The organism is Nonomuraea sp. NPDC048916 (assembly GCF_040649575.1).
GTDB lineage: Bacteria > Actinomycetota > Actinomycetes > Streptosporangiales > Streptosporangiaceae > Nonomuraea.
The window spans coordinates 1-26,323 of sequence record NZ_JBEZFS010000062.1 but is presented as its reverse complement, the minus strand read 5'-3'; the positions used below and the strand labels follow the sequence as shown (position 1 = coordinate 26,323).

Annotated in this window: 33 protein-coding genes and 1 tRNA gene; 15 read left to right on the top strand and 19 right to left on the bottom strand. The window is 70.2% G+C overall.

Going from position 1 to position 26,323, the window contains the following annotated elements; all coding sequences use genetic code 11:
- Positions 1-54: 54 nt before the first annotated feature.
- Both AB0C16_RS38000 and AB0C16_RS37995 read right to left on the bottom strand, forming a co-directional pair.
- The gene (locus AB0C16_RS38000) at positions 55-1,008 is read right to left on the bottom strand and encodes an ABC transporter substrate-binding protein (RefSeq protein ID WP_357690624.1); all 954 of its coding nucleotides are present in this window, start codon (positions 1,006-1,008) and stop codon (positions 55-57) included.
- Between the two features lie 231 nt (positions 1,009-1,239).
- Positions 1,240-1,449: a hypothetical protein gene (locus AB0C16_RS37995; RefSeq protein ID WP_357690622.1), complete on the bottom strand. Its 210-nt coding sequence runs from the start codon at positions 1,447-1,449 to the stop codon at positions 1,240-1,242.
- Between AB0C16_RS37995 and AB0C16_RS37990 the strand changes: the two genes are divergently transcribed.
- Positions 1,448-2,038, top strand: coding sequence for a histidine phosphatase family protein (locus AB0C16_RS37990; protein ID WP_357690620.1), 591 nt, complete (start codon positions 1,448-1,450; stop codon positions 2,036-2,038). The two genes, AB0C16_RS37995 and AB0C16_RS37990, sit on opposite strands and share 2 nt — an antisense overlap.
- Positions 2,039-2,085: 47 nt before the next feature.
- Here the strand turns inward: AB0C16_RS37990 and AB0C16_RS37985 are convergent, their stop codons facing one another.
- The 4 genes from AB0C16_RS37985 to AB0C16_RS37970 all read right to left on the bottom strand — a co-directional run bounded on the left by AB0C16_RS37985 (position 2,086) and on the right by AB0C16_RS37970 (position 3,733).
- Positions 2,086-2,286: a hypothetical protein gene (locus AB0C16_RS37985; RefSeq protein ID WP_357690618.1), complete on the bottom strand. Its 201-nt coding sequence runs from the start codon at positions 2,284-2,286 to the stop codon at positions 2,086-2,088.
- Positions 2,287-2,328: 42 nt separating this feature from the next.
- Complete coding sequence (locus tag AB0C16_RS37980; RefSeq protein ID WP_357690616.1) at positions 2,329-2,586, bottom strand: hypothetical protein; 258 nt, start codon at positions 2,584-2,586, stop codon at positions 2,329-2,331.
- A gap of 88 nt (positions 2,587-2,674) precedes the next feature.
- Positions 2,675-2,911 (bottom strand): DUF397 domain-containing protein, encoded by a 237-nt coding sequence (locus AB0C16_RS37975; RefSeq protein WP_189126032.1) that lies wholly within the window; start codon positions 2,909-2,911, stop codon positions 2,675-2,677.
- The gene (locus tag AB0C16_RS37970; protein WP_357690628.1) at positions 2,912-3,733 is read right to left on the bottom strand and encodes a helix-turn-helix transcriptional regulator; all 822 of its coding nucleotides are present in this window, start codon (positions 3,731-3,733) and stop codon (positions 2,912-2,914) included.
- 222 nt (positions 3,734-3,955) lie between these two features.
- Between AB0C16_RS37970 and AB0C16_RS37965 the strand changes: the two genes are divergently transcribed.
- Both AB0C16_RS37965 and AB0C16_RS37960 read left to right on the top strand, forming a co-directional pair.
- Positions 3,956-4,459: an ATP-binding protein gene (locus AB0C16_RS37965; RefSeq protein WP_357690614.1), complete on the top strand. Its 504-nt coding sequence runs from the start codon at positions 3,956-3,958 to the stop codon at positions 4,457-4,459.
- A gap of 77 nt (positions 4,460-4,536) precedes the next feature.
- Complete coding sequence (locus AB0C16_RS37960) at positions 4,537-6,945, top strand: helicase-associated domain-containing protein (protein ID WP_357690612.1); 2,409 nt, start codon at positions 4,537-4,539, stop codon at positions 6,943-6,945.
- Here AB0C16_RS37960 and AB0C16_RS37955 read toward each other — a convergent pair.
- The gene (locus AB0C16_RS37955) at positions 6,929-7,942 is read right to left on the bottom strand and encodes an ABC transporter substrate-binding protein (RefSeq protein WP_357690611.1); all 1,014 of its coding nucleotides are present in this window, start codon (positions 7,940-7,942) and stop codon (positions 6,929-6,931) included. The genes AB0C16_RS37960 and AB0C16_RS37955 overlap by 17 nt on opposite strands.
- An 84-nt stretch (positions 7,943-8,026) precedes the next feature.
- Between AB0C16_RS37955 and AB0C16_RS37950 the strand changes: the two genes are divergently transcribed.
- From AB0C16_RS37950 to AB0C16_RS37940, 3 genes are read left to right on the top strand one after another with little or no spacing between them, the layout of a single operon-like run.
- A complete protein-coding gene (locus tag AB0C16_RS37950; protein WP_357690610.1) occupies positions 8,027-9,115 on the top strand; it encodes an iron chelate uptake ABC transporter family permease subunit in 1,089 nt (362 codons plus the stop codon).
- Positions 9,112-10,161 (top strand): iron chelate uptake ABC transporter family permease subunit, encoded by a 1,050-nt coding sequence (locus AB0C16_RS37945; RefSeq protein WP_357690609.1) that lies wholly within the window; start codon positions 9,112-9,114, stop codon positions 10,159-10,161. Before AB0C16_RS37950 ends, AB0C16_RS37945 begins: the two co-directional genes overlap by 4 nt.
- Positions 10,161-10,988 carry an ABC transporter ATP-binding protein gene (locus AB0C16_RS37940; protein WP_357690608.1) on the top strand — a complete coding sequence of 276 codons (828 nt, stop codon included), beginning with the start codon at positions 10,161-10,163 and terminating at the stop codon, positions 10,986-10,988. The genes AB0C16_RS37945 and AB0C16_RS37940 overlap by 1 nt, the downstream gene beginning before the upstream one ends.
- 141 nt (positions 10,989-11,129) lie before the next feature.
- Here the strand turns inward: AB0C16_RS37940 and AB0C16_RS37935 are convergent, their stop codons facing one another.
- Positions 11,130-12,383, bottom strand: coding sequence for an ArgE/DapE family deacylase (locus AB0C16_RS37935; RefSeq protein WP_357690607.1), 1,254 nt, complete (start codon positions 12,381-12,383; stop codon positions 11,130-11,132).
- A 67-nt stretch (positions 12,384-12,450) separates the two neighbouring features.
- Between AB0C16_RS37935 and AB0C16_RS37930 the strand changes: the two genes are divergently transcribed.
- Positions 12,451-12,624: a hypothetical protein gene (locus AB0C16_RS37930; RefSeq protein WP_357690605.1), complete on the top strand. Its 174-nt coding sequence runs from the start codon at positions 12,451-12,453 to the stop codon at positions 12,622-12,624.
- Here the strand turns inward: AB0C16_RS37930 and AB0C16_RS37925 are convergent.
- Positions 12,611-13,183 carry a DUF1349 domain-containing protein gene (locus tag AB0C16_RS37925; protein ID WP_357690603.1) on the bottom strand — a complete coding sequence of 191 codons (573 nt, stop codon included), beginning with the start codon at positions 13,181-13,183 and terminating at the stop codon, positions 12,611-12,613. The genes AB0C16_RS37930 and AB0C16_RS37925 overlap by 14 nt on opposite strands.
- Positions 13,184-13,287: 104 nt before the next feature.
- On the opposite strand from AB0C16_RS37925, the gene AB0C16_RS37920 reads away from it, so the two are divergent.
- Positions 13,288-13,608: a co-chaperone GroES gene (locus AB0C16_RS37920; RefSeq protein ID WP_357690601.1), complete on the top strand. Its 321-nt coding sequence runs from the start codon at positions 13,288-13,290 to the stop codon at positions 13,606-13,608.
- Positions 13,609-13,634: 26 nt separating this feature from the next.
- Here AB0C16_RS37920 and AB0C16_RS37915 read toward each other — a convergent pair whose 3' ends face one another.
- Together AB0C16_RS37915 and AB0C16_RS37910 are read right to left on the bottom strand one after the other, a co-directional pair.
- Entirely contained in the window at positions 13,635-14,552 is a 918-nt protein-coding gene (locus AB0C16_RS37915) for a hypothetical protein (RefSeq protein WP_357690600.1), read from the bottom strand.
- Between the two features lie 64 nt (positions 14,553-14,616).
- Positions 14,617-15,003, bottom strand: a complete 387-nt coding sequence (locus tag AB0C16_RS37910; RefSeq protein WP_357690598.1) for a TIGR02611 family protein — start codon at positions 15,001-15,003, stop codon at positions 14,617-14,619.
- Between the two features lie 229 nt (positions 15,004-15,232).
- On the opposite strand from AB0C16_RS37910, the gene AB0C16_RS37905 reads away from it, so the two are divergent.
- Together AB0C16_RS37905 and AB0C16_RS37900 are read left to right on the top strand one after the other, a co-directional pair.
- The gene (locus AB0C16_RS37905; protein ID WP_357690596.1) at positions 15,233-16,129 is read left to right on the top strand and encodes an aryldialkylphosphatase; all 897 of its coding nucleotides are present in this window, start codon (positions 15,233-15,235) and stop codon (positions 16,127-16,129) included.
- A 654-nt stretch (positions 16,130-16,783) separates the two neighbouring features.
- On the top strand, positions 16,784-17,344 hold the full coding sequence (locus AB0C16_RS37900) for an AAA family ATPase (RefSeq protein WP_357690594.1): 561 nt from the start codon (positions 16,784-16,786) through the stop codon (positions 17,342-17,344).
- On the opposite strand, the gene AB0C16_RS37895 is transcribed toward AB0C16_RS37900, so the two are convergent.
- Positions 17,341-18,120 carry a putative hydro-lyase gene (locus tag AB0C16_RS37895; protein ID WP_357690592.1) on the bottom strand — a complete coding sequence of 260 codons (780 nt, stop codon included), beginning with the start codon at positions 18,118-18,120 and terminating at the stop codon, positions 17,341-17,343. The genes AB0C16_RS37900 and AB0C16_RS37895 overlap by 4 nt on opposite strands.
- A gap of 187 nt (positions 18,121-18,307) precedes the next feature.
- On the opposite strand from AB0C16_RS37895, the gene AB0C16_RS37890 reads away from it, so the two are divergent.
- Complete coding sequence (locus AB0C16_RS37890; protein ID WP_357690590.1) at positions 18,308-18,454, top strand: hypothetical protein; 147 nt, start codon at positions 18,308-18,310, stop codon at positions 18,452-18,454.
- Here the strand turns inward: AB0C16_RS37890 and AB0C16_RS37885 are convergent.
- Both AB0C16_RS37885 and AB0C16_RS37880 read right to left on the bottom strand, forming a co-directional pair.
- Complete coding sequence (locus AB0C16_RS37885; RefSeq protein ID WP_357690588.1) at positions 18,448-18,684, bottom strand: hypothetical protein; 237 nt, start codon at positions 18,682-18,684, stop codon at positions 18,448-18,450. The genes AB0C16_RS37890 and AB0C16_RS37885 overlap by 7 nt on opposite strands.
- Positions 18,684-18,908 carry a DUF6158 family protein gene (locus tag AB0C16_RS37880; RefSeq protein ID WP_357690586.1) on the bottom strand — a complete coding sequence of 75 codons (225 nt, stop codon included), beginning with the start codon at positions 18,906-18,908 and terminating at the stop codon, positions 18,684-18,686. The genes AB0C16_RS37885 and AB0C16_RS37880 overlap by 1 nt, the downstream gene beginning before the upstream one ends.
- 359 nt (positions 18,909-19,267) lie before the next feature.
- Here AB0C16_RS37880 and AB0C16_RS37875 point away from each other — a divergent pair, with 359 nt between their 5' ends.
- Complete coding sequence (locus AB0C16_RS37875) at positions 19,268-20,200, top strand: LysR family transcriptional regulator (protein ID WP_357690584.1); 933 nt, start codon at positions 19,268-19,270, stop codon at positions 20,198-20,200.
- Positions 20,201-20,286: 86 nt separating this feature from the next.
- Positions 20,287-21,726 carry a S1 family peptidase gene (locus AB0C16_RS37870; RefSeq protein WP_357690582.1) on the top strand — a complete coding sequence of 480 codons (1,440 nt, stop codon included), beginning with the start codon at positions 20,287-20,289 and terminating at the stop codon, positions 21,724-21,726.
- A gap of 73 nt (positions 21,727-21,799) precedes the next feature.
- On the opposite strand, the gene AB0C16_RS37865 is transcribed toward AB0C16_RS37870, so the two are convergent.
- Positions 21,800-22,327: a histidine phosphatase family protein gene (locus tag AB0C16_RS37865; RefSeq protein WP_357690580.1), complete on the bottom strand. Its 528-nt coding sequence runs from the start codon at positions 22,325-22,327 to the stop codon at positions 21,800-21,802.
- A gap of 203 nt (positions 22,328-22,530) precedes the next feature.
- Between AB0C16_RS37865 and AB0C16_RS37860 the strand changes: the two genes are divergently transcribed.
- Positions 22,531-22,604, top strand: a tRNA-Ile gene (locus AB0C16_RS37860).
- 276 nt (positions 22,605-22,880) lie between these two features.
- Here the strand turns inward: AB0C16_RS37860 and AB0C16_RS37855 are convergent.
- The 3 genes from AB0C16_RS37855 to AB0C16_RS37845 are packed head-to-tail and all read right to left on the bottom strand — an operon-like array spanning position 22,881 to position 24,539.
- Positions 22,881-23,213, bottom strand: coding sequence for an integrase core domain-containing protein (locus tag AB0C16_RS37855; protein WP_357690578.1), 333 nt, complete (start codon positions 23,211-23,213; stop codon positions 22,881-22,883).
- Positions 23,147-23,980, bottom strand: coding sequence for a hypothetical protein (locus AB0C16_RS37850; RefSeq protein ID WP_357690576.1), 834 nt, complete (start codon positions 23,978-23,980; stop codon positions 23,147-23,149). The genes AB0C16_RS37855 and AB0C16_RS37850 overlap by 67 nt, the downstream gene beginning before the upstream one ends.
- A gap of 28 nt (positions 23,981-24,008) precedes the next feature.
- A complete protein-coding gene (locus tag AB0C16_RS37845; RefSeq protein WP_357690574.1) occupies positions 24,009-24,539 on the bottom strand; it encodes a hypothetical protein in 531 nt (176 codons plus the stop codon).
- Positions 24,540-24,603: 64 nt separating this feature from the next.
- Between AB0C16_RS37845 and AB0C16_RS37840 the strand changes: the two genes are divergently transcribed.
- On the top strand, positions 24,604-24,813 hold the full coding sequence (locus tag AB0C16_RS37840; protein WP_357690626.1) for a tyrosine-protein phosphatase: 210 nt from the start codon (positions 24,604-24,606) through the stop codon (positions 24,811-24,813).
- 538 nt (positions 24,814-25,351) lie between these two features.
- On the opposite strand, the gene AB0C16_RS37835 is transcribed toward AB0C16_RS37840, so the two are convergent.
- Positions 25,352-25,702 carry a hypothetical protein gene (locus AB0C16_RS37835; protein ID WP_357690572.1) on the bottom strand — a complete coding sequence of 117 codons (351 nt, stop codon included), beginning with the start codon at positions 25,700-25,702 and terminating at the stop codon, positions 25,352-25,354.
- Positions 25,703-26,323: the final 621 nt, after the last annotated feature.

The following is a 26,323-nucleotide window of genomic DNA, read 5'->3' as shown; positions in this document are numbered from 1 at the left end:
CCCCCCCCGGCGGCGGCTCGCCGGGCCGGGCGGGGGACGAGCGGCTGGAGAGCACTAGCGGCCGGCCGCCTTGGCGACCGCGGCGCCGATCGTCTCGGCGAAGTCCACGACGCGCGGCCCCCAGCGGGACGCGATGTCGTCGTCGAGCAGCACCACCTGGTCGTTCTTGATGGCCGACAGCCCCTTCCAGCCGGGCCGCTCGGCCAGCGTCTCCTTGCTCTGCCCGCAGCACTTGACGTCGGCCAGGAAGATCAGGTCGGGGTCGGCCTGGGCCACGAACTCGGCCGACAGCTTGGGGTAGCCGCCCGCCGCGTCCGGAGCCTTGTCGGCGATGTTGGTGAGGCCGAAGATGTCGTAGATCTGGCCGATGAAGGTGGTGGACGTCGCCGCGTAGGGCGTCTGGTCGAGCTCGTGGTAGTAGGTGAGCTCGCGGTTCTTGGGGGCCTCGGCGGCCAGCTTCGCCAGCGACGCCTTCATGCCGGTCACCAGCTCGTCGGCCTTGGCCTGGTTGCCGGTGGCGGCGCCGAGGTCGGCGATCTCGTCGTAGGCCTCGTCGAGCTTGGTCGGGGCCGGCTCCACCAGCACCGGCACGTTGACCTTGTTCAGCTCGGCGACGACCTGGTCGATGTCGTCGGAGACGATGACCAGGTCGGGCTTCTTGGCGACGATCGCCTCGACGTTCGGCTTGTAGCCGGACAGGTCGGTCTTGGGGGCCTGCGGTGGGTGGTTCGACTGGTCGTCGACCGCGATCACCTGGGGGCCGGCGCCGATCGCGAAGAGCGTCTCGGTGTGGGCGGCCGAGAGGGAGATGATCCGCTCGGGCCGGCGCTCGATGGTGATCCTGCCGTTGCCCGCCTCGACGGTGACCGGGAATCCGGTGGTCGCGGCGGTGGTGGAGGATGCGGCGGGGGCCGCGGACGGGCTGGTTGCCGTGCCGGTCTGACCACATCCGGCCAGAACGAGCGTTCCCAGCAGCGCGCCCGCGAAGGCCATACGTACGGGCCTCACGAGAAGTCCTTTCACACTGTCGGAACCGAGAGACCCGTGAAATGCGACGGATCACCCTTTTCCACGAGGGTTGACGTCAGCGCAGAGGCAGGCGACCTGGCTATGACAGTTGCGGGACAGCGCCGGATTCACACCGGACTTCGCTGCAACACTGCGCGTCGGACAAACGCTATCAATCCTCCGGATGCGCCTGAAGTCAAGGGGTGGTCAACCGCCCCCCGGCCCGCGCCGTCACCACTCCCCCCGCAGCGACGTCAGGCCGCGCCCGACGAGCGACCTGCGGTAGGCGATCGGCTCGCCGGGGACGAGCCTGAGGCCCGGCAGGCGGCGGCCGAGCGCGACCTCGACGCCTTCACCCCGCCGAGGTGCCTCGCCACGACGTGACCCGGATCGGCGGTCGCCTGGAGCCCGCCGCGCGCCGTAACCGATGATGGACGCCATGGACGAGATGTTGCTGCTGAGGCACGGCGAGACCGAGTGGAGCCGGACGGGCAGGCACACCGGCCGCACCGACGTCCCGCTCACCGCCCGCGGCGAGGAGCAGGCGCGGGCGCTCGCCCCGCTGGTCAAGGAGTGCGAGTTCGACCTGGTGCTGAGCTCCCCCGCGCAGCGCGCACGCCGTACGGCGGAGCTGGCCGGCCTGTCCGGTCACGAGGTCGACGCCGACCTGTGGGAGTGGGACTACGGCGGCTACGAGGGCCTGACCACACCCGAGATCCGCGAGACGCGCCCCGGCTGGTACCTGTGGCGTGACGGCGTGCCACCCGGCGACACGAAGCATCCCGGCGAGAGCGCGGCCCGGGTCGGAGCGCGGGCCGACCGGGTGATCGCGCGGGCGCGGCGGGCGACGGGCCGGGTGGTGCTGGTGGCCCACGGCCACCTGCTGCGGGTGCTCGCGGCACGCTGGCTGGGCCTGCCGCCCGAGGAGGGCCGCTACTTCAGGCTGGACACCGGCACCTACTCGCGGCTCGGCTTCGAGCGCGCCGAGCCGGTCATCCTGACCTGGAACGCCCCGGCCGGCCGCCCCTGACGCGACGTGGTCGTCGGGACGCCGCCCGTTGTAGAGGTACGGGTCCGTCATGGCCACCTCCGCAGCCCCGACGCTAACCGCTCACGCCGCGCCAGACGGCCGCCGGGGAACGGCGCGGGGAGGGTTTCGTGCCAGGGGCCGTCGAGGAAGTCGCGGGCCCTTCCGGCCCAGCCGAGCGGCCGGGGGTCGGCGGGCACCTCGTCGTCCAGGCCGAGCGCGGCGTCGCGGGCCCGTTGCAGACGAAGCACCACCTTGACCAAGCGGCTGCTCGACTCGAAGCCGAGCACGGATCAGGCGAGCGCCTGAACGGGCTGCGGGCCCCTGCCGGTGAGCCACTCCAGCACCCGGCGGTGCCCGGAGGCGGCGTCCTCGAAGTGACCCCACTGCCAGTAGCGCGGCTGGTCACGGACGCCGGTCACCCACGTGCGGTAGGCGACCGACCCCCCGGAGGCCGCGGGCGCGACACCGTAGGTGCGTATCACGACCTTGCCGCCCGGCGCGATGAGCACGTCGTCGGCGATCGGGTAGAGCGTCATCTGGTCGATCATGAAACCGATCATGCCCGGATGTCGAGGCCGGGGGGTTACGCCCCCGGCGCGCCCCCGTTAAGCGGGCGCGCCGGAGGTTAACTCGCTGTTACACAAGGAGGCCGTCGAACTCTCCGTCCTTCACTCCGAGCACCAGGGCCCGGATCTCGTCACGGGTGTAGATCAGCGCGGGGCCGTCGGGGAAGCGCGAGTTGCGCACCGCGATCCCGCCGTCGGGGAGCTTCGCGAGCTCCACACAGTTGCCCTGCGAGTTGCTGTAGCGGCTCTTGCGCCAGGCGACCTGCTTCAGGTCGGCCGCGGGCATGCCGTTGTAGGTCTGCTTCATCTACATCTTTCTGAGAAGACCGCCGATGAGCTCGACGGTGCCCCCTGGCGTGGTGCTCTCCACGCATAACTGCTCCATAGCCGTGAGGTACGGGTCGATGTCCTCACGCTTGTCCAGATACAGGGCACCCCAGAGCTGCTCAACGTAGACAACGTCCGACAAATCGGACTCGGGAAACCGCAAGATGCTGAACGCGCCCCCTTCAGCGGCGTGCATGCCGAACCTGAAGGGCATCACCTGAATGGTGATATTGGGAAGGGCAGCGACTTCCAGCAGATGCTGGAGCTGCTCGGACATGACCTCCCGCCCGCCGATGGTCCGCTTGAGGGTCGCCTCGTCGATGACCGCCCACAGGCGCGGGCCGTCCTTCTGCGTGAAGCGTTCTTGCCTCTGCATGCGCAGATGCACGCGGCGCTCGATCTCCTCAGGGGTGGCATCAGGGTTGCCGAGCTGGTAGACCGCCCGCGCGTAGGCCGCCGTCTGCAGCAGACCGGGAACGAACTGCACCTCGTAGGTGCGGATCACGTTCGCGGCCTCCTCCAGCCCCACGTACGTGGTGAACCACGACGGGAGCACGGCCGAGTACTTGTGCCACCACCCGGGGGTGTTGGCCTCGCGGACCATTTCCAGCAGGGCACGGCGCTCGGCATCGTCGACGACGCCGTACAGGGTGAGCAGGTCTTCCACGTCACGTGTCTTGAACCCGACCCGACCGAGCTCCATCCGGCTGATCTTGGACTCGGAGGCCCGGATGTGGAATCCGGCCTGGTCGCGGGTGAGCTCGCTGGCCTCACGCAGGCGCCTAAGGCTGGCGCCGAGCATGATGCGCCTCACGGTCGAACCAGAACCGGGCGGATCGAGGGACACGCGCTGCTCCTTGGTCGTTTCCTTGACACACAGTCTGTCACTTCACGGCCGAAAGATCATCAGCCGTGGACAAGATCCCCTTTCCCGCAGTTTGACCATTTGATGGCAACGGTAGCGCCTGCACGGACCGGCTGCACGTGCATTCGCCCTTGCACCTGCACGAGAGTTTGGCCCAGAATGATCAACGTGCAATCCACCATGGCGCCCGGCCAATGGACCACGTTCGACTGGTGGCCTCCTGTCGGCTGGTGGCCGGAGGCGGCGCGCGACTTGCTGGTCCCCGGCCCGTCCGCCAGCGCCACGTTCGTCCTGCCGCCCACGCCCTCCTCCGTGCACTCCGCCCGCGCCTTCGCCGCCGCGGCGCTGACCGGCTGGAAACTCGAAGAGCTGACCGACAACATGGAGCTGGTGGTCTCCGAGCTCGCGACCAACGCGCTCCGCCACGGGCTGCGCGAGTCCGATCCCCCCGGCACCCGCCCCGTGCACATGTCGCTCGTCCGCCGCGGCACGCTCGTCACCAGCGCGTTCACCGATCCGGCGCCCTCGGTCCCGGTGCTGCGCTATCCGGGCCCGCTCGACGCCGGCGGCCTCGGGCTGCACATCGTCGAATCGGTCAGCCGCCGGTGGGGCTGGTCCGCGCTCGCACCTCAAGGAAAGATCGTCTGGGCAGTCCTCTGCTGACTGAGGGTGATCTGCATTACCGTGGTTGGCTATGGCTCACGGTGAGTCCCGCGTGCGACCCCTGAGAGTGCTGACCGATGGATGATCACCTGCTCGGCTGGCTGCGAACACTTGACGAAGACGGGCTCGGCCGCATCCTGGCCAACCGGCCCGACGCCATCGCGGCGCCGTGGCCGCGGCGGCTCGACACGCTCGCCCAGCGGCTGGGCAACGGTTTCGCCGTGATGGAGGCCCTGCGCGGGCTGCCGCTGCCCTGCCTGGAGCTGGCGCAGGCGTGCCTGGTCGTGCGCCACGCCACCCCCGAGCGGCTGGCGGCCTTCCTCGGCGTGCCCGTCGAAGAGGTGACCCCCTGGCTGAAACGGCTCTACGACCACGCGCTCGCCTGGCCCGACGCCGAGGGAGCGGTGCGCCTGGCGGAGGCGGTGTCGCGATGGTGGGCCGCGCCGCTCGGCCTGGGTGAGCCGCTCGACCACTATCTCAACTCCTGGACGATCAGCACCGACACGCTCCGCACCCTGGCCCGCAACCTCGGCCTGCCGGCCCCCGGCAACAAGCGCCGCACGATCGCCCGGGTGAGCGAGGTGCTCGGCGATCCGGAGCGCCTGGCCGCGCTGCTGAGCCACGCCCCCGAGGGCACCCGCGAGCTGCTCGACGCCTTCGCCTGGGACGGCCCCGTACGCGACGTCGACGGCGGCCGGTTCGTGATGCCGGGCACGGCCGAGAAGTGGTCGGCCGACCACGGCCTGCTCTACCGGCCCAGCTGGCACGTGGCCGAGATGCCGCGCGAGGTCGCGCTCTGCCTGCGCGGCCCCGGCTACCACCCGCCGTTCACGCCCGAGGCCCCCGAGGTCGCCACGATCCCGATCGACCCCGAAGAGGTCGACCACCTGATGACACTGGCCGCGCCGCACGTGGTCGAGCGGTGCGCGGCGCTGCTCGACAACACCTCCAAGACGCCGCTGCCGCTGCTCAAGACCGGCGGCGTGGGCGTGCGCGAGGTGCGCCGCGTCGCCAAGGAGACCGGCTGCGACGAGGACGAGACGCGGCTGCTGCTGGAGGTCTGCGCGGTCGCCCGGCTGCTGGCCCTCGACGAGAAGTCCGGCGGCATGGTGCCGACCGAGCGCTTCGACCGCTGGCGGCTCGACGAGGGCTCGGCGCGGCTGCGGGTGCTGCTGTCGGCCTGGTGGCGCATGGAGCGCTCGTCCCTGCGCAGGATCGACGGCAAGTACGGCACCGTGCTGGGCGACGACCAGGCCGGCGCCGCCGTGGCCCGGATCCGCCGGGCCGTGCTGTCCACGCTCGCCGACCTGCCGGCCGGCACGGCCTTCGCCGACCGGGCCGCCCTGGTCCGCGACGTCCACTGGCACGCGCCGCTGCTCGACCAGGCCCTGCTGGGCACCTGCGCCTCGGCGGTGCTCGACGAGGCCCGCCTGCTCGGGCTGCTGGCCAACGACTCGCTGACCGACCTCGGGCGGGCGCTCGCCGGGCTGGCCGCCAGCGCGGGCGACGAGAACGACGCCTCGGTGCCCCTGGTCGAGCACGATCCGCTGCTGGTGGAGGCGTCGACCCGGGCGCTGGCCAGCGTGCGCAGGAGCGCCCTGTTCGGCCCCGACCTGACCGCCGTGGTGACGGGGCCGCCGTCGACGGAGTTGGCGGCGCTGCTCGACCGGGTGGCCGAGCGGGAGTCTCGCGGCGCGGCCTCGGTGTGGAGGTTCACCACCGAGAGCGTGCGCGGCGCGCTCGACCACGGCTACGAGGCCGACGAGCTGCTGGAGGAGCTGGCCGCGGTGGGCACGATCCCGCAGCCGCTCGAGTACATGGTGCACGACGTGGCCCGCAGGCACGGCGAGGTCACGGTGACCACGGTGGGCTGCGTCGTCCAGGCCGCCGATCCCGCGCTGCTCGCCGAGATCGCCGGTCACCGGCGGCTCACCCGGCTGGGCCTGCGGCTGCTCGCGCCCACGGTGCTGGTGAGCTCGGCGGGCGCCGAGCGCACGCTGGCGGCGCTGCGCGAGAACGGCTACTCGCCGGTGCCGGTCGCCGACACGGGTGAGATCGCGATCCGCCGCACCCGCATCGAGGAGCCGCCGAACGGCAAGCTCATCCTGCTGCCCGGCGGGCAGGTGGCCGAGCTGACCGACTTCGCCGAGCACGACGTGCTCCGGCACGTCATCGCCGAGCCCGCCCCCGACCCGCACGAGCACGCCCGCCGCCTGGTCGCCGCCGGCAGGTCCGCCGAGCACACCGGCCGCACCTGGGCCGTCATCGGCCGGATGGCGACCAGGCTGCCGACCGCGCAGCAGTCGCTGCTCGGCTTCGTCGTCGACCGAGGTGTCCGCGCGGGCATCACGCTGACCGGCGGCCTGACCGCCACGATCAGTCATGGGGAGCTCCAGGGCGGCGCGCTCGACGCCTGGTGCGAGGAGGCGGGCGACTACCTCGAGTTTCCCCTGGCCGAGATCATCGAGGTCAGGGGAGCTTACTAGCCTTCTTCAGGTCGGCCACCAGCTTCTCCACGAAGTCGGCGTAGCCCTGATAGCTGAACGGCGCCTCGGCGGCCCACGGGTAGAGCTGGCCGGCCTTGACCGCGGGGAGCTTGGCGAAGGTCGGCTTCTTCATCATCTCCTCCGGCTTGAGCGCCTGGGTGCGGGTGTCGTAGAGGATCACGTCGGCGTCGTACATGTCGGCGTTCTCCCAGCTGAGGGTCTGGAAGAAGCCACCCTCGTCCACCTTGGACGGCTTGATGACGTCCAGGCCGTTGTCGGTGAGGTGGCGGATGTCGGGGTACTCGGGCGGGTTGACGACCCACATCTGGTCGGCGCCGCCGGACATCATGAGGATCCTGAGGTCCTTGAACTGCGCCAGCTCCTTGGTGGCGGCCTCGAGGCGCGCCTTGGCCTCGGGCACGCCCCGCATGTCGGCGCCGAGCGACGTGGCCAGTTCCTCGTACCTGCCGATCACCTGGGTGGCGCTCTGGCCGGTCAGCATGATGCCCACGGTCGGGGCGACCTGCTCGATCGTGTCCTTGGACTTCTCCGGGACGTACCAGAGGGTGTCCTTCTCGTACATGTTGCTGACCAGCAGGTCGGGCTTGAGCGAGATGTACTGCTCGACGTTGAACTCGTCCCACACGTTGCCGAGGCCGGTGACCTTGGTGATGTCGACCTTGCCCACCTGCGGGTCCTTGCTGCCGTCCGACAGCTTGTGCGGGCCGAACACCGCGATCGGGCGGACCCCGAAGTCCCACAGCGCGGCGGCGGAGCCGACCTGGGCGACGATCTTCGTCGGCGCCTCTGGCTGGTCCAGCTTCTTGCCGCGGTCGTCGGTGAACGTCCAGGAGGTGGCCGCGGAGGCCGGCTGCGAGGCGGGCGCGTCACCCGCGGCCTCGGTCCCGGATCCCGACCCGCAGGCGGCCAGCGCCAGTGCCGCGGCGACACCCGCCGCCGTCAGAAATCCCCTACGCGCCAGTCCTGGTCGCGACATGTCCAGCCCCTAAGGTTAGGCTTACCTACGTAATGAGAGCTTAGATTAGCCTTACCTTAATTTGACGCTAGGGAAGGGGGTCGGGTGCGCCCGGCTGAGGATCCGGAGCCGGCTTCCCCGGCGGCGCTGACCGTCGAGAAGCGCGAGGGCCCGCAGGGGAAGCCGCCGCGCCGCGGGCGCTCGGCGGCGCTGGCCGGAGGGCTGGCGGTCGCGGCCGGCCTGCTGGTGCTCATGGCGATGGCCAGCGTGGCGCTGGGAGCCCGCTCGGTACCCCTGTCCGTCGTGCTCGACGCGCTGCTGTCGCCCGACGGGTCCAGCGACCACACCGTGATCCGCGAGCTGCGCATCCCCCGCACGCTGCTCGGCATCGGGGTGGGAGCCGCGCTGGGGCTGGCCGGGGCGCTCATGCAGAGCCTGACCCGCAACCCGCTGGCCGACCCCGGGCTGCTGGGCATCAACGAGGGCGCCGCGCTCGGCGTCACGCTGGCGCTGGCGCTGTTCGGGCTCACCGATCCGGCCGTCTACGTGTGGTTCGCGTTCGGCGGGGCCGCCCTGGCCTCCCTCATCGTCTACTCGCTGGGCTCCGCCGGCCGCTCGGGCGCGGGTCCCGTACGGCTGACCCTCGCGGGCATCGCGACCGGCATGGTGTTCACGGCGATGGCCTCGGCGCTCCTGCGGATGGACCCGCAGACGTACGACCGGATGAGGTTCTGGCTGACCGGTTCGCTGGCCGCGCCGACCGCCGACACCCTGGTCCGGCTGGCGCCCTTCATGGCCGCCGGCCTGGCGCTCGGGCTGCTGCTGGGCAGGCCGCTCAACATGCTGTCGCTCGGCGACGACGCGGGCAAGGCGCTCGGCGTGGCCGTCACCCGCACCCGGGTCCTCACCGGGGTGGCGGTGACGCTGCTGTGCGGGGCGGCCACGGCCGCGGCCGGGCCGCTCTGGTTCGTCGGCCTCGCGATCCCCCACGCGGTGCGCGCCGTGGTGGGCCAGGACCAGCGGTGGGTGCTGCCCTACTCGGCGCTGGCCGCGCCGGTGCTGCTGCTGGCCGCCGATGTGACCGGGCGGCTCATCGCCCGGCCCGGCGAGGTGCAGGTCGGCATCATGTGCGCGGCCATCGGCGCCCCGATCTTCATCCTGATGGCCAGGCGCAGGAGGCTGGCCGCCCTATGACCGCGCATCCTCCCTCTCCGCCGGTGTCCACGCCGTCCCGGGCCGTCCGCCTCGGCCCCTGGTCGCTGCGGCTCGCGCCCCGCGCCCTCCTCGTCAGCCTGGTGCTCGTGCTGGCCGGCTTCGTCGTGGCCGTGCTGGCCATCTCGACCGGCGAGTTCACCGTGCCGGTGCCCGACGTGCCGGCCGCGCTCTTCGGCGACGGCCCGCCCGTCGCCGAGCTCATCGTGAACAAGCTGCGCGCGCCCAGGGTCCTCACCGGGCTGCTGGTCGGCGCGGCCTTCGGGCTCAGCGGGGCGATCTTCCAGAGCCTGACCAGGAACCCGCTCGGCAGCCCCGACTTCATCGGCTTCACCGCCGGGGCGTCCACCGGCGGCATCCTCGCCGTGGTCGCCGGCGGCTCCGCCCTGCAGATCGCCGGCGGGTCGCTGGCGGGCTGCGTGCTGACCGCCGCGCTCGTCTACGCGCTGGCGTTCCGGCGCGGCGTGCAGGGCTACCGGCTCGTGCTCGTCGGCATCGGCGTCAACGCGCTGCTCATCTCCGCCAACTCCTACCTGCTGACCAGGGCCAACATCAACGACGCCGCGACCGCCGCCGCGTGGCTCACCGGCAGCCTCGGCGGCCGCGACTGGGACTACGTGCTCCCCCTGACCGTGGCGCTGGCCGTGCTGCTGCCCGCCTGCGCGTACGTGTCCAGGCCGCTGCGGATGATCGAGATGGGCGACGACTCGGCCCGCTCGATGGGCATCGGGGTGGAGGCCGTGCGGGCGGTGGCCATCACGGCCGGGGTGCTGCTGTGCGGGGTGGCCACGGCCGCCGCGGGCCCCGTCGTCTTCGTCGCGCTGGCCGCTCCCCAGCTGGCCAGGCGGCTCACCCGCTCCCCCGGCGTCACGATGGCCTCCTCGGCACTCGTCGGCGCCGTCCTGCTGACCGCCGCCGACCTGGCCGCCCAGCGCGTGTTCGCCCCCGTCCAACTGCCCGTCGGCGTGCTCACCGCCGCGATCGGCGGCACGTACCTCGCCCTGCTGCTGCGAAAGGACCGCCACTGATGGCCCGTTCCGAGCCCGCCGTCCCCGCGGCCACGCGCCTGACCGGCGCCGGCCTGACCCTCGCCTACGACCAGCGCGTCGTGGCGGAGGAGCTGGACGTCGCCATCCCCGACACCTCGTTCACCGTGATCATCGGCCCCAACGCGTGCGGCAAGTCCACGCTCCTGCGCGCCCTGGCCCGGATGCTGCGGCCCCGGAAAGGCGCCGTGCACCTTGACGGCAGCGTGATCACCTCGCTGCCGTCGAAGGAGGTCGCGCGCCGGCTCGGGCTGCTGCCGCAGAGCTCGATCGTGCCCGACGGCATCACCGTGGCCGACCTGGTGGCGCGCGGCCGCTACCCGCACCAGCGGCTGATGCGGCAGTGGTCGCGGGCGGACCAGACGGCGGTGGGCGACGCGATGCGCGCCACCGACGTGACGGTGCTGGCCGACCGGATCGTGGACGAGCTGTCGGGCGGCCAGCGGCAGCGGGTGTGGCTGGCGATGGCGCTGGCCCAGGAGACGTCCATCCTGCTGCTGGACGAGCCGACGACGTTCCTCGACATCGCCCACCAGATCGAGGTGCTCGACCTCTGCGCCGAGCTGCACGAGACGGGCCGCACGCTGGTCGCCGTGCTGCACGACCTCAACCAGGCGTGCCGTTACGCCACCCACCTGATCGTCATGCGGGAGGGACGGATCGTCGCGCAGGGTGACCCGTCGGGCATCGTCACGCCCGAGCTGGTGCGCGAGGTCTTCGACCTCCGCTGCGAGATCATCCCCGATCCGCAGACCGGCACCCCGCTCATCATCCCCGAGTCGCGCCGCCGGGTGCCCGTCGCGTCCTGACCTCTTGCCTCTCGCCCTTTGGCTGAGCCTCTCGCCTGAGCCTCTTGCCCTTTGGCTGAGCCTCTCGCCTGAGCCTCTTGCCCTTTGGGCTGAGCCTCTTGCCTGTGTCTCTCGCCTGAGCCCTTCTGAGCGCTCAGCCGTTCAGAGCGCCGCGCAACGGCGCACCGCGAGCACTGCCAGCGCTCGCGTGACCTCGCGCAGCTCGGCCAGGTCCACCTGCTCCCTGGGGGCGTGCGCGAACCGTACGTCCCCGGGCCCGTAGTGCAGGGTCGGGATCCCGCCCGCCGTGTAGAGGCGCAGGTCGCTCCCGTACGGCGCGGCAGCCTCCCGCGGCGACCCGCCCGAGGTGTCGGCGACCGCCCGGTTGATCTCGCCCAGCAGCGGATGCGCCGCGGGCAGCCGCCCGCTGGCGAACTGCCCGCCCGGCCAGGTGACGACCGGCGGGTGCGCCCGCAGCCACGGACCGGCGGAGCCGAGCACCGCCTCCTCGAACGCGGCCCGCGCCTCGGCCGGGTCCTCGTCCAGCCGGACGCCCAGCCGCCCCTCGGCGACGAGCAGGTCGGGCACGGTGCTCGCCCAGTCGCCCGCCCGGACGGTGCCGACCTCGATGGGGTAAGGCAGCGGGTTGGCGGCGAAGATCGCCGGCACGTCACGGTTGCGCTCGGCCTCCAGCCGCCGGATCGCCTCGAACACGGGCCAGAACACCTCGATGGCGTTGACCCCCTCGTACCTGGTGGCGCCGTGCGCCGCCCGCCCGGAGATCTCCAGCCGGAACGTCAGCGCCCCCGCGTTGGCCGTGATGACGGCGCCGCTGGTCGGCTCGGTGATGACGGCCGCCTGCGCGGTGTGGCCCCTGGCGAGCGTGGCGAACGCGCCGAGCCCGCCGTCCTCCTCGCTGACCACGCAGTGCAGGGCCAGCGGCCTGGCCAGCCGCACGCCGGCCTTCCTGATCGCGCGGATCACGGCCAGGTTGGCCACCAGCCCGGCCTTCATGTCGCAGGCGCCCCGGCCGTGCAGCGTGTCGCCGGTGATCCTGGCGGCGAACGGGTCGCTGCCCTCCCACTTGGCCAGGTCGCCGGTGGGCACGACGTCGACGTGGCCCTGCAGCGCCAGCGCCGGGACGCCCTCGCCCTCGCTCACGCCCACCACGCCGTAGCCCTCGGCCCTGGGCGCCTCGGTGCCGGGAAAGCCGTCGCGGGCTCTGAGCTCGTCGAGATCGAGCTTCCAGACGTCCACGTCCAGACCGGCCTCGGTGAGGAGGCGGGCGAAGGTGTGCTGGAGCTCCGACTCGGCGTCGGTGCCGGTGATGCTGGGCACTCTGACGGTCTCCGCCAGCAGGTTCACGGTGTCGGAGTCGTCGATGGCGTTGAGGACCCGGGCTTCCACGTCGCGCATGGTGCACACCATCTCATGGTGTGAACCTTTACGGCGATCCGTGGTGATACATGGCGGGAGGTGCGGGTTGCGACGCTGGGTGAGCCTGCCGGTCCGGCTGCCGGCCTCCGGCTACCGCGACGCGGCCGACGCCGCCGGGAGAGGGCTCGCGGCCACCTGGCCGCAGCGCGGCTGGGGACCGCTGCCGGGCGTGGCGATCGACCACGTGCCGGTGTCCGGCCCGAAGTTCAGGACGGTGTGATGCTGATGTCGGTGAAGCGGACGGCGAAGCCCTTGCCCACGGGGGCGGCGGCCATGGCGCCGGCCAGGGCGGGCCGGCCCGGCGGGAAGTAGGCCAGGCGCAGCATGCTCTCCGGTGGCTCGCCGTCGAGGCCGTAGCGGACGGTCACCGCGTCACCAGCACGTTCCAGGACGAACGTGACCTGGTCGGCGGCCCGTCCCAGGGGCAGCACCGACCAGTCGGAGAAGTCACGGGTGACGACGGTGCTGAGGTGGAAGCGGCCGTCGACCCACTCCACGCCCGCCTTGATCCAGGTGCCTTCGTCGATCCGCAGGACCGCGCCCGCCTGGTCGTACTGCTCGGCGTAGTCGCCGCCGAAGGTGACCGAGAGCCGGTGGTCACCGGAGACGGCGCGGCCGAACAGGTGGGCGCTGTCGTAGGTGTAGCCGTAGTGGGTGCGGCGCCACAGGTCGGTGCCCGGGTCGCAGAACAGGCTCAGCCCGTCGTCGGCGGTCCATTGGCGAGGCGGGTTCAGCCACTCCCAGCCGGAATCCCCGAAGGCCATGATCATGTTCGTCATCCTGCCACGATCAGGCCGTCCTCTGGTAGGCGCGAGAGCCTCGCACCGGGGCCGATCCGGGACCGCCAGCGTCGGGACCCTCTCACGGAACGTAAACTTGGCCCGTGCTAGAGCCCAAGTTCGAGATTCAGATGCTGCACGACAGGGTCATGATCCGGCTGGAACAGGCGTCCGAGGAGCGGCGGAGCGGCTCCGGGATCGTCATCCCCGCCACGGTCAAACTGGCCAACCGGCTGGCCTGGGGCGAGGTCTGCGGCGTCGGGTCCAACGTGCGCTCGGTCAAGGTCGGCGACAAGGTGCTGCTCAACCCCGAAGACCAGTTCGAGGTGGAGCTGCACGCGCAGGTCTACCTCGTGATGCGGGAGCGCGACCTGCACGCGGTGGCCACGCAGGAGACCGACCACGGCACCGGCCTCTACCTGTGACGTTCGGACACGGCCACCCGTGACGTTCAGACGCGGGTGAAACCCAGCCAGAGGCGCGCCGTCCACGTCCGGCGCGGGATGCCGGCGAGCACCCGCGTCACCTTGCCGTTGAGGCCGAGCACCACCAGGCGATAGTCGCTCCGGTGGGCCATGACCGCGATGACGTGGCCCTCGTCCCACCAGCCGAACAGAGCGACCGGCTGGACGGCGACCCTCCGCGCGATCCGGCCGGTGGCCGGGTCGACCAGGCACAGCCCTTCCCGGAAGCGGGACGGGCACCACATGGCCAGCCGCCTGCCCGACGGCGAGTAGGAGTCCTCCGGACCGGTCGGCAGGCCGATCGAGGGATGGGTGCTGATCACCGCGCCGTCGGTGGCGCGGTAGGCGCGCAGGCCGCTGCCGTGGCGCGCGATCAGGTGGCCGTCCGGGCTCCACCAGAAGCTCGCGTCGCGGTCGAGGCCCGGCAGCCGCACGGTGCGGGCGGTGCCCGCCGTCACGTTCACGACGGTGAATCCGGCCGCCCGCCACGTGCCGGCGACCTTCTGCTCGACGGTCAGCGCGACCTGCTTGCCATCGCGGGTCCACGAGGCGTAGGAGGCGGTCAGCGGCTTGGCGACCGTACGGACCCGCCTGGTGGCGCCGGTGGCCCGGTCGGTGAGCAGAAGCGTGTCGAAGCCGGCCCGGTAGCTGCCGGGCACTCCGGCGACCGTGCGCCCATCGGGTGAGACCGAGACCTCCGACAGGGTTGGCTGCCTGGTGAACGTGGCGCCGGTCCTGGCCCTGAGGTAGGTGCTCCTGGTGCCGAGGCCGTACGCGCTGAGCCGTACGGGATCGCCGGCCTTCTCGGCGTAGCCGACGCCCACACCCGGGAGCGGCAGCGTGTCCGCCGCGGTGGCGGGAGCGAGCAGCGTCAATGACAGCGCGATGGCGATATGGACGAGCACGCCCGCAGAATAGGCGCGAGAACGCGAAAAGGCCGACGATAATAGTGATCAGGTATGGAATGGGTCAGATGAAGCGGTTGGCCAGCATCAGCAGGTCGATCCCGACCGTCCTGCAGCCCAGGTAGACGATGGCCGTGGCCGTCGCCGCCGTGACGATCAGCACGATGATCCGGATCGTCCAGCCCTGTCTCTTGTACCACTCGGTCCAGGCGTGCAGCACCCGCTTGCCGAACTCGAGCACCCGGTGGGCCCAGTGGAACTCCGTGGCCAGCACGGCCAGCCCGGCGAACACGACCAGCCATCCGGGACCGGGGAAGGGCACCATGATCAGCCCTCCGACCACCATGATCCCGCCGATCGTCCCGATGACGATCTTGAGCGTGAGGGCGCCGGTGCGGCTGGACCTGATGCCGTCCAGCCAGCCGTGCACCCCGGAACGGCGTGCGGGCATGCCTGAGCGACGTGCGGCCCCATCCTTGACCACATCGGCGTCCCCGGCTTCGGAGTCTTGGATCGGCACTGTCCCCCCGGACGGTCGGTGTGCTCCCCAGGATACGACGAAGGCAGGGGAACGTAGACGAAACGAAAGACAAGACCTACAAACCAGTCAAGAGTAAAATTTATCGCCCGAACCAATGACTTCCGGCAATCGTCGGTTAATGTCTGCTATGCCCGAGGTCATGCTTCGCACCGTCACCGGCCCCATTCGCGCGGCCGCCATCACCGGTGCCGTACTTCCCCATGAGCACCTGCGCACCGACATGCGCTGGGCGGTCGGCATCGACTCCGACCCGTACCGCTGGCTCGACGAGGAAGACACCGTCATCACGGAGCTCCGCGATCTGCGCCGGTCCGACCAGCTCAACCTGATCGTCGACCTGACCTGCATCGGCATGGGCCGGGACCCTGACGTCCTGGCCCGTATCGCCGCGGGCAGCCGCGTGCCGGTCATCGCCGCGACGGGCCTGTTCACCGAGCCGTTCACGCGGACCGGCCACGCCGACGTGGAGACGCTCACCGGACGGCTCCTGACCGACATCTCGGACGGCATCGACGGCACCGGCCTGTTCCCGGGCGTGATCGGCGAGGTCGGCTGCTGGGGCGCCCGGTGCACCCCCGCCGAGGAGAACGCCCTGATCGCCGCCGCCCGCGCCTCCCACGCCACCCGGCTGCCGATCGCCACCTACGGCCAGGACTCTCTGGGCCTGCTGGAGATCCTGCTCGCCCAGGGCCTGCCCGGCTCGCGGATCAGCGTCCGGCACACCGGCACCGACCTGCCCGCCGCCCGGAAGATCGCCGAATCGGGCGCGTACGTGAGCCTGAGCACGCTCGGCACCGGCTCGGAGCAGGCCGCCAGGATCGCGCTCGGCCTCATCGAGGACGGCCACGCCGAGCGCCTGCTGCTCGGCACCGGGCTGAGCAGGGTCGCGCAGACGCAGAAGTACGGCGGGCCCGGCTACGCGCAGGTCTTCCACTCCCTGCTGCCGCGCCTGCGGGAGGTCGGGGTCGGCGAGGACACGATCCGGGTCCTCACCCGCGACAACCCGCTGCGCTGGCTCACCGGCGTCGACGTCTGACCCGGCCTCTGTCCGGAGCCTCTGTCGGCAGCCCTCCGCCGGCCGCCTGCCCGCGGTCACCATCCGGCACCGACCGTCGCGGCCACCACCTCGCGCGTGGCGCAGGCCGTCACCGACGACGTGACACCGTGCGCACCCACCTGAGCCGCCATGGTCAAGTTGCGTGTCAGGGATCGCGCCTTGGTGTTCGCGATGCGTGCCGGGCTGGCCGGTCCTTCCGGTTTCTGGCGGGTCGCGGGACGGATTACGACCCGGGTCCGGGGTTCTCGGGTCCCGCCTCCGCTTTCCGCTTTCGGTTCCCGTGTCTTGGCCGCCGCAGTACGGGCCGGGTCCGTCGCCCTTGCTGCTCGCCGATGCTGAAGCGCCTGTTTACGTTGCCTTGTCCTGGTCGCCGTAGCTGAAGCGCGATCTTTCCGGCCACGTGCGGGTCGCTCTTCGTCAGGTCCGCTTGGCGTAGCTGGCTCTGTTCCACGAAGACGACCATCACGCAGCGCCGGCACGCCCAGCGTGAACAGGATCTTCCTGCGAAGGGCCGGCATCCGGAACACTCTGATCAGCATGGGTCCCGAGTCTGACCGCGGGACGGGCGGAAGTCGTCCGCCCAGGTGCGGCGCCCTTCTACGCGGATCCGCGTAGGCCGGGCAGACTGATCGCATGAGCGCTGTCTGGGTGATCAGCGGGCCGCCGGGCGCGGGCAAGTCGACGGTCGCGGCCGCGCTGCTCGCCCGCCTCCTGCCGGTGCCCGCCCTGCTCGACAAGGACACCGTCTACGGCGACTTCGTGGCCGCGGTGCTGCGGGGCTACGGCCGGTCGCCCGGCGAACGCGAGGGCCCCTGGTACGACGAGCACGTCAAACGGCACGAGTACACCGGGCTCACCCGGACCGCCAGGCAGATCCGGGAGCACGGCTGCCCGGTCATGCTGGACGGCCCGTTCACCGGCCAGGTCCACTCGGTGGCCAGGTGGGAGCGGTGGGTCGAGGAGCTGGGCGGCTCACCGGTCCACCTGGTCTGGGTCCGCTCCGACGGCCCGACGCTGCGCGAGCGCCTGACGGCCAGGGGTTTCGACCGGGACTCGGGCAAGCTGGCGGCGTTCGAGGCGTTCCTGAAGGCGATCCGGGTGGACGAGCCGCCGGCCGTACCCCATCTGGAGATCGACGGGCGGCGGGGTGCGGCGCCGCTGGAGGAGCAGCTCACGGCTGCGGGTCTGATCTAACTCACCCGGTATCGCTCGTCGCGGGCGTCGAGGATCGCCATGTGCCCCGGCAGGTGGCCGATCGCGTACTCGACGCCGCTCGCCATGATCACCGCCTGCGGCGTCACCCCGCACGCCCAGAACAGCGGCACCTCCCCCGGCCGCACCTCGACGGGGTCGCCGTAGTCGGGCCGGGCCAGGTCGCCGATGCCGAGCGCGGCCGGGTCGCCGATGTGCACGGGCGCGCCGTGCACCATCGGGTAGTGGCCGCTGACCTCGATCGCGGTCTCGACCAGCGCCTCTGGAACCGGCCGCATCGACACGACGAGCGGCCCCGACAGCGTCGTGGTCGGCGCGCACGGGACGTTCGTCCGGTACATCGGCACGTTCGTCCCCAGCTCCAGATGCCTGACCGGGACACCCGCGTCGAGCAGCGCCCGCTCGAAGGTGAAGCTGCAGCCGATGAGGAACGGCACCAGGTCCTCGCGCCACTCCTCCACCACGTCGTCGAGGTCGGCGACCGCCCGCCCGTCGCGGTAGAGCCGGTAGCCGGGCAGGTCGGTGCGCAGGTCGCCGGCGAACAGGTCGGTGCTCCACGCTCCCGGCTCGCCCACGTCGAGCAAGGGGCAGGCACGCACGTTGCGGTGGGCGAACAGCAGCAGCTCGTAACCGAGCTGTTTGGGCACGGCGATCAGATTGGCCTGCGTCCAGCCCCTGCACCAGCCCGCGGTCGGCACCCTCTCGCCCTCGCGGAAGCGCTTGCGCGCCTGTGCGGGGGTCAGGTCTGCGACATCCACCCTTTGACAGTACGTCAGGAGTCTGAAATCCCCTCCGGGCCCCGGTCCTGCCATCTAGAACGCGGTGCTGCGGTGCTTCGTGATCCTCGCCCGGCTGATCCCGCTGACCAACTCGAGGTCGGCGGGACTACCTGTGGACGGGCCTGGCCATGGCCGTCTTCGGCGGCGCGTTCGTCCTCTGGGTCGGGTGCGACCGGAGCTGACGGGCGGCGTCGGGCACCTGACCGTCCAGCTGGCCAAGCTGCTCGGCGCGTACGTGATCGGCACGGTCAGGGGCGCCAAGCACTGGAGGTCTGACCTGGCGCCGGGCGTGCGCGCCCTGCCCCGTCAGTAGTCGACCTCGAAGGTGTGCGGCCCGAGCCCGAACCCGTCTCCCGCGGGCAGCACGTGGCCCTCGTCCATCAGCTTGGCCACGCTGCGCCGTACCTCGTCCTCGGTCAGCCCGGTCGAGTGGACCAGCTCGCCGATCCCGGCGCCGCGGCCCTCCACGGCCAGGGAGGCGAGCGCCTCGTACACGTGGATCTCGACGTCGGACAGTGCCTGCACGTCGTGTTGCTCGGTCATCAACGTTGCCTCGCTCCCTCCCTCAGCCTGCCGGGATCCACGTCACGCTCGGGGTAGCGGCGGAGGTATTCGCCTTCGAGCTCGTTCGTCCGCAAGGTGTGCGTCGCCAGCGCGTCGTCGGAGCCGTGCAGCAGGGTATCGGTCCGCGTTATATGCAGTTGTCGCAGCTCACGCATCAGATCGTCGTCAGGGAGATCCCTGGGGTCGATGCCCATCGTCGTCATGAGGTAGCCCCTACCCCATAAGGCCCTCGACAATATCTGTCATATTTCCTGACATAAGACCATTGTCGGAAGGAGACGCCCGCCTTACCGTCCCGTTGTGACTCCTCCGCTCCCTGGCCGCAACTTCACGACGGGCGCGCCCTGCCCTCAGGATGTCGATCACCCCGCGATCAGCTCTCGACCGGCGCTTTCAGCCTGCTCAACCTTGCACAAGGCAGGAACCTGAACGACCTGCGCACCCCGCCTCCCACGCTCGGTAACGAGATCACCACGATATCGACAGCCACCGACAAGCCCCGAAGGGAGGGAGCGCGGATCCCCCGCCGCCCGAAGCAGGCGGCCCCCTCCGCGCAAACCTGATGGACCTCGAGCTCAGGCACCTCAGGATCGTCCGCGCGGTCGCGGACGCGGGAAGTGTGAGCAAGGCCGCGTCCCTCCTCGGGCTGGCTCAGCCGGCCCTGACCGCTCAGCTCAAGCGCATCGAGAGGGTGCTCGGCGGCGCCCTGTTCGAGCGTGATCGGCACGGCGCCAGGCCCACCCGGCTCGGTGAGCTGGTGCTCGCCCGGGCCCGGGTGCTCCTCCCCGCGGCCCAGGAACTCCAGAACGAGGCCGTACGATTCGCCCACACGCCCACTCCCGGCTGCCGCATCGGCGCCACCAACGGCCCGATACTCGGCGGCCTGGTCCACCGGCTCGCCGCGGAGCGTCCGGTCACCACGTACACGAGCTGGTCGGCCCATGAGCTCACCGAGATGGTCGAGCTGGGCCGCCTCGACTACGCGCTGACCGACGCCTGTGGCGACGGCGGCACCCCCACCGGCACGCTGCTCTGGGAGACGATCAGCCTCGACCCCGTCTTCGCGCTCGTCGGCGAGACCCACCCGGGGGCGAAGGAGAAGGAGCTGGAGCTGGCCGACCTGGCCGACGAGCAGTGGGCGGTCACGCCGACCGACGGCTGCTTCACCGACTGCTTCGCGATGGCCTGCGCGCGGGCCGGATTCACCCCCGGAACGATCTACGAGACCGACGTCGCGACCTGCGCGCACCTCGCGCAGGTCGGCCGCGCCGTGGTGCTCTGCCAGGCCACCCACCAGCCCGCGCCGGGGCTGGTGATGGTGCCGTTCGCGGGCGCTCCCCTGCGCTGGCGGCACCTGCTCGGCCGCCATCCCTCCGCCTCCGACGCGGCGTGGGTCGTCTCCCAGGCCAAACGAGCCCACACCGAGTCGGTACGCCGAAGCCCCGTCTACCGGGACTGGCTGGTGCGGAATCCCGGCTTCGGCACCACCCCATAACACGGCGATAGGGGTCAAGTGGTATCTCCTCGCGGCCTCCGGCCGCCGTTACGTTGACGGCACCCCCCAGCCACAAGGAGACCACGATGCTCCGAACCCCTGCGCTGATCGCCATCGCGATCGGCGCGTTAGTCGTGACCGCCACCCCGGCCGTCGCCGCCAAGCCGCCGTCAGGGATGATCGACTCCCTCCAGCGCGACCTCGGCATCAGCAAGGAACAGGCCGTCAACCGCCTGGCCAACGAGGCCCGCGGCAACCTCGCCGCGCCCGGCCTGCGCAAGAAGCTCGGCGACCACTACGCCGGCGCCTGGTACGAGGGCCCCGAGAGCGTGTTCGTCGTGGCCAGCGTCGACGCCGCCGACAAGGACGCCATCACCCGCTCGGGCGCCCAGGCCAGGACGGTCAGCCGTACGATGGCGCAGCTCACCGCCGTCAAGGACGGCCTGGACCGCGCGGCCGCTCCCTCCTCGGTGCACGCCTGGTCGATCTCACCCCAGGACAACGCCGTCATCACCTGGACCGCCGACCCCGAGGCCGCCAGCGCCTGGGTCGCCGCCAGCGGCGTGGACACCGCGGCCGTGAAGATCGAGCAGTCGGCCGAGAGACCACGCCTCTTCTACGACATCCGCGGCGGCGACGCCTACTACAACACGACGCTCGGCTACCGCTGCTCCGTGGGCTTCGCGGCCAGGCGCGGCACCCAGCTCGGCTTCACCAGCGCCGGCCACTGCGGCAACGTCGGCAACGCCACCTCGGGCTACAACCAGGTCGCGCAGGGGTCGTTCCAGATCTCGTCGTTCCCCGGCAACGACTACTCCTGGATCTCGACCAACTCCAACTGGACCGCCCCCGGCGTGGTGAACGCCTACGGCTCGGGCATCATGCCCGTCCGCGGCTCCGCCGTCACCCAGCCCGGCGGCTCCATCTGCCGCTCCGGCTCCACCACCCAGTGGCGCTGCGGCACCGTCCAGGCCCTCAACTCCACCGTCAACTACCCCGAGGGCACCGTCTCCGGCCTCACCCGGACCAACGTGTGCGCCGAGGGCGGCGACTCCGGCGGCTCGTTCATCTCCGGCGACCAGGCACAGGGCATGACCTCCGGCGGCTCCGGCAACTGCACCGTCGGCGGCACCACGTACTTCCAGCCGGTGGGCGAGATCCTCTCGGCGGGCGGGCTCACCCTGGTCACCAGCGGCGGCACGGAGCCTCCGCCCGGCTGCCAGAGCTACAACGAGACGTACACCGGCTCGCTGACCTCCGGCCAGAGCGTCTACCAGCCGAACGGCTCCTACTACCAGTCGACGGCGTCCGGCACGCACGCCGCCTGCCTGGACGGCCCGAACGGCACGGACTTCGACCTGTACCTGCAGAAGTGGAACGGCTCCTCCTGGAGCGTCGTCGCCCAGGGCATCACCCCCAACCCCGACGAGACGATCAGCTACAGCGGGACGGCGGGCTACTACCGCTACCGCGTCCACGCCTACAGCGGCTCCGGCTCCTACACCCTGGGTCTCAACCACCCGTGATCGATCTTTAGCGGTGGCCGGGAGGCGGGAATTCGCCCCGCCTCCCGGCCACCTTTCAGGCCCTTCAGGTCCATCAGACCAGGACGTACTCCCAGCCCGGCCGCCACTCGAACGGCGCGTCGACCTGCTCCTCCAGCGGGACCCCGTCGAGCAGGTTGCGCAGCGCCCACCGGTTGGCCGAGTGCGCGATGACCAGCACCGTGCTCTCCTGCCAGCCCTTCATCACGTCCTCCAGGAACGACGCCGTCCCGGCCACCACGTCCCGGTAACTCTGACCACCCGGCCATGGAGTGTCGACATGCCTCCTGCGCAGCATCGCCACCTCGCTCCTCGGCCGCCCGTTGTAGATGCCGTAGTCGCACTCCCTCAGCCGCTGGTCGAGCCTGATCTCCTTGGTGTCCCCGAAGGCGATCTCCGCCGTCTCCACGGCCCGGCGCAGATCCGACGAGTAGACGACATCCACGTCCCGCCGCCGCGAGCCCAGCTCGGCCGCCTGCCTCCGGCCGGCACGGGACAACTCGCCGGGCAGCCATCCGGTGGCGATGCCGGTCTCGTTGTCCACGGTGACGGAATGCGTCTCGAAGATCAGTCTCACGGGCATCTCCCGACGCTACCCAGCCTCTCCCCGCGTACGCGCAGAGCGTACGACCCACCCGCTCGATCTACACCCCGGGCGTGGAATGATGTGCGAGCGTCTTCCACGCGGCTGGCGGCAAGCGGGGGCCCCATGCTTTAGCCTTTAGCGTGCGCGGAAACTCGGGGGTGATCCCGGGGGCTGGGCGTATGTGGGGACAACTCAATCCAGGGGCGGTAGCTCAGCCGGTCAGAGCATCGGACTCATAATCCGTGGGTCGTGGGTTCAAGTCCCACCCGCCCTACTCTCCAACACCGCGTTCGACCTGGGGTTTCTCGGTTTCCACCGGCCTCCAACCTCGTTGTTGATCATGGTTGGTTGCTCGATGGTTGCTCTTGTGTACGGACCGTGTATCGCGGTAGATCATTTATGCCGTCACCGTCAGTTCAGACCCCAGAGATAACCATCAGAAGATCAAGCCAGAAGGCCTGCGCCGCGTCGCCGGTCAGCGCTGGTCCCATGTGCGGTCAAGCCTGGTCCAAGCCAACTCTGTGCCTGCCGATAATTCCATCCGTGCAGGTCAAGCGGCGTGCGAGTATTCGTGGAGGACGCCGCCGAGCCGGTCTCGTCGGCGTACATTCAGGTCGATGATTCGCTCGGGATCCGTGATCGGATCGGGGACGGTACGTAGCGGAGCCGCTTGGCCCAGGGCTTGGTGGGCTCGGTGCTGGTTGTAGAACCGTTCGTACTCGCGAAGGGCGTGCCGCAGGTGGTGTTCGTTCCACAGGAGGCAGCGGTCGAGGAGTTCACGGCGGCATGACTGCACCCACCGCTCCATGATCGAGTTCATGCGCGGCATCCGGATGCCGGTGAGCACGGTCTTGATGCCGGCTTCGGCGAGGATCTCGTCCATGAGGGCGGGGAACTTCCCATCCCGATCTCAAGCAGATAGCGCGCCCTGCAGCCCGCATCGTCCAGGTCCATCACCAGGTTCTTTATCGTCTGGGTGACCCAGTTCGCGCTGGGGTGTGCGGTGGTGCCGAGCACGCGGATGCGCCTGGTGGTGTGCTCGATGACGGCCAGGATGTACTGGCGTTGCCCGTTGAGGGTGATGGTCTCGATGAAGTCGGCGGCCAGTAGGGCGTCGGCTTGCGAGCGCAGGAAGTCGGCCCAGGTGGTGGATGCCCGCTCGGGCGCCGGATCGAAGCCTTCCTGTTTGAGGATCTCCCATACGGTGGACGGTGCGATTTCGATGCCGAGCGTGGTGAGTTCTCCGTGGACCCGCCGATAGCCCCAGCCGGGGTTCTCCCGGACCAGGCGCAGAATGAGGGCACGGATGGAGCGGACCGTGGGTGGGCGCCCACGTCGCTTCGGCCGACAGGTACGGGCGTGACGTCGTTTCATCAGGTCGCGGTGCCAGCGCAGGACGGTGTCCGGCCGGACGAGGAGCTGCAGCCGGCGTAGGACCTCGCGGGGCAGCGGGGTCAGGAGAGCGGCGAGAAAGGCCCGGTCCTCGGGCGCGAATCTTACCCTGGCGTCGTCTCCGAGTTGCCGGTGCAGGACGGCGATCTGGTGACGCAGGACGAGAATCTCGACATCCTTGTCCCGATCGCTCATGGGCAGCAACCGCAACGCGGCGAAGGCGTTCGTGATGGTCAGGAAGGCCAGACGAAGGAGCACAGCCGATCATCATGCCGCACGTCCTTCTTCACCTGGTGGTCGGAGCTCGCGCACGCCGCGCGAAGGCCCATATGGCCATGACCTGGGCGGATGTAATTATCGGCAGGCGCAGTGTCGAGATGCCGGGGCGCCGTACCGTTGCCTCGCTGACCTGAAAGCCAAGCCGTACCACCTCCCCATGCACCCGCCGATGGCCCCACGTGGGGTTCTCCCTCGCCAGGCGAATGATCAGATCCCGAATCTCCCGGCTCGTCTCTGGACGCCCGGGCCGATGCGGGTAGGTCCAGGCCCGTCGCAACAGGCGACGATGCCAGGCCAGCAACGTTGCCGGAGGAACCAGCCGATGATCGCGCAGCGCCGCTGGCAACCACCAGGCCAGCGCCGCGAGAACGACCCGATCAGCCCAGTCCGGCTTCGGCCGTCCGACCTGACGCCGCAGTACCGCCACCTCGTGACGCAACACCATGATCTCCGCGTCTTTCGACGCTTGACCGCGACCCAGCAACATCAGCCAGCCGAACATCCGGAGCACGATCAGATAGAGCAGGCGGACAAGCACAAGACGCGATCCTGCTTGTGGGAACGGACCCCGTCAAACCACAGGTCAGAGCCGTCGTGGCTGTATTCCGACGCGGTACACCCGACCATCTGGCCGGACTGCCCGACGGCGCAGCACGGGCCTGGTCACGGCGGCTGTCGCCGGGGTCACGATGCTCGCCACGCTCGCCCATCTGCGCGAGCGGTATCGGGGGGCGGAGGCGTACCTCCAGGACGCCGGCCTGCCGGCGGAGGACCTCGCACTCCTGCGCGCACGCCTGACGACAGAAGACTGACCGCCGCCGCGAGCCCTTTCCGCCGGGCCCCTTCAGCAGAGAATGCACTCTGCGGGCCGCAGTGTGGGCCCCGCGGCTCTTAGTCCTTCTCAAAGGGGACTGCCGCAAGAAGTTCGTCATCAGTAACTCCGCCCTCGGTCCAACTGAGAAGCTCCAGCGTCTGCGGTATGGACCATCTCCACTCTCGCCGAAGGGCGTTGGCAGCAGGGATCTTTCGGCCGCCCTTTTCCCCATACTCTCGCAGAGAACGGGCAACCTCGACAATCGTCCCTCCACGCTCCCAAATCAGACGAACCTCTGCGACCCATTCGTCAAGTGACATTTTCGGGCTCTCCGACATTCAGCAACCGCTTCCATACGTTGAACTTGCGCACGCCGTACCTTCTGAGCCGGGACCTTGCCGTGGACAAGCCAGGACCCTAGCCGCTGGTACGGCGTGCGCTGTCATGAGGTCACCAGACCCGGCGCGAGCAGAACCGGCCTCCACAGCCAGTGATCATACCCACGGACCAAGCAGGAGAACCCATTTTCGCCTGATTCAGGGCTTCACGAATATCGGCTCGATCTTCGTGTAGTTGCCGGGTGTCCCGACAAGTTTGAGCGATTCCAGCGTAGTAAATCCGTTGCGGGTCGCCACTTTTCCGGTCCAGGTCTCAAGGATTGCCTCTTCTGGCGACATGCCTGCAGCCGTCAGTCTGTTAAAGGTATCCCGATTTTTTGCAATGAGATTCCCGTTGATCCGCTTGGCCCTACTTCCAAAGTGGCTGAGCGCCCTGCCTGCCAGATCGATTCCCTTGACAGGACTGTCATCAGTTATCCCGGCCAGCATGGTGAACGTCCCATGCTTGTCGAGCTCCGCAGAGAAGAGGCTTTCCGACGCCTCATCCACCCAGTCGTAGGAGTTCGGCCCGAAGGTCTCGTCACAGTTGTGGACCAGTACCGGCGCGGCCCCGGCTAGTACGTAGTACGTGTGCAGGTCCGCTTTTCCTACCTGCGGAAACGCAGGTCAGCGGGGGTGTTCACCTCCAGATCCGTCCATCGGCATCCATGATCGTCCACGGCTGTTGCCGTCAACGTAGCCGTCAGGCCGCATGTGGAGGTCATGCTACCTGTCCGTGTTCTGGCAGGTCTGCGCCCACTTTTCCGACCGCCCCGGATAGCTGCCAGGAATCGGCGACTCGCACCCGGGTTCGGTCAAGGGTGGTGCTTGCGCCATCGGCGAAGCCGACGCCGAAGGCGCCCTTGACGGGTTCCGGGTGCCGCCGAACAATCGGGTAGCCGGGGCGGAGAGAACCGATCGATACTGTCCGAGAACCGTCCCTCACGCATGTTGGTCGCCGCCAACACGGCGTTCTTGGCGCGTGGGCGGTCGGGTAGCCCTGGTGCATTGCTGCACCAGGGCCCCCTCAGAACCGGGCGTGCGAGTCGTCCTCGCACCCGGCTCAAGCAAGCCGCGAGGGCGGTGTGGTAGGCAGAAGTGCTGGTTGGCTGCCTGGGCCGGATGGGAGCC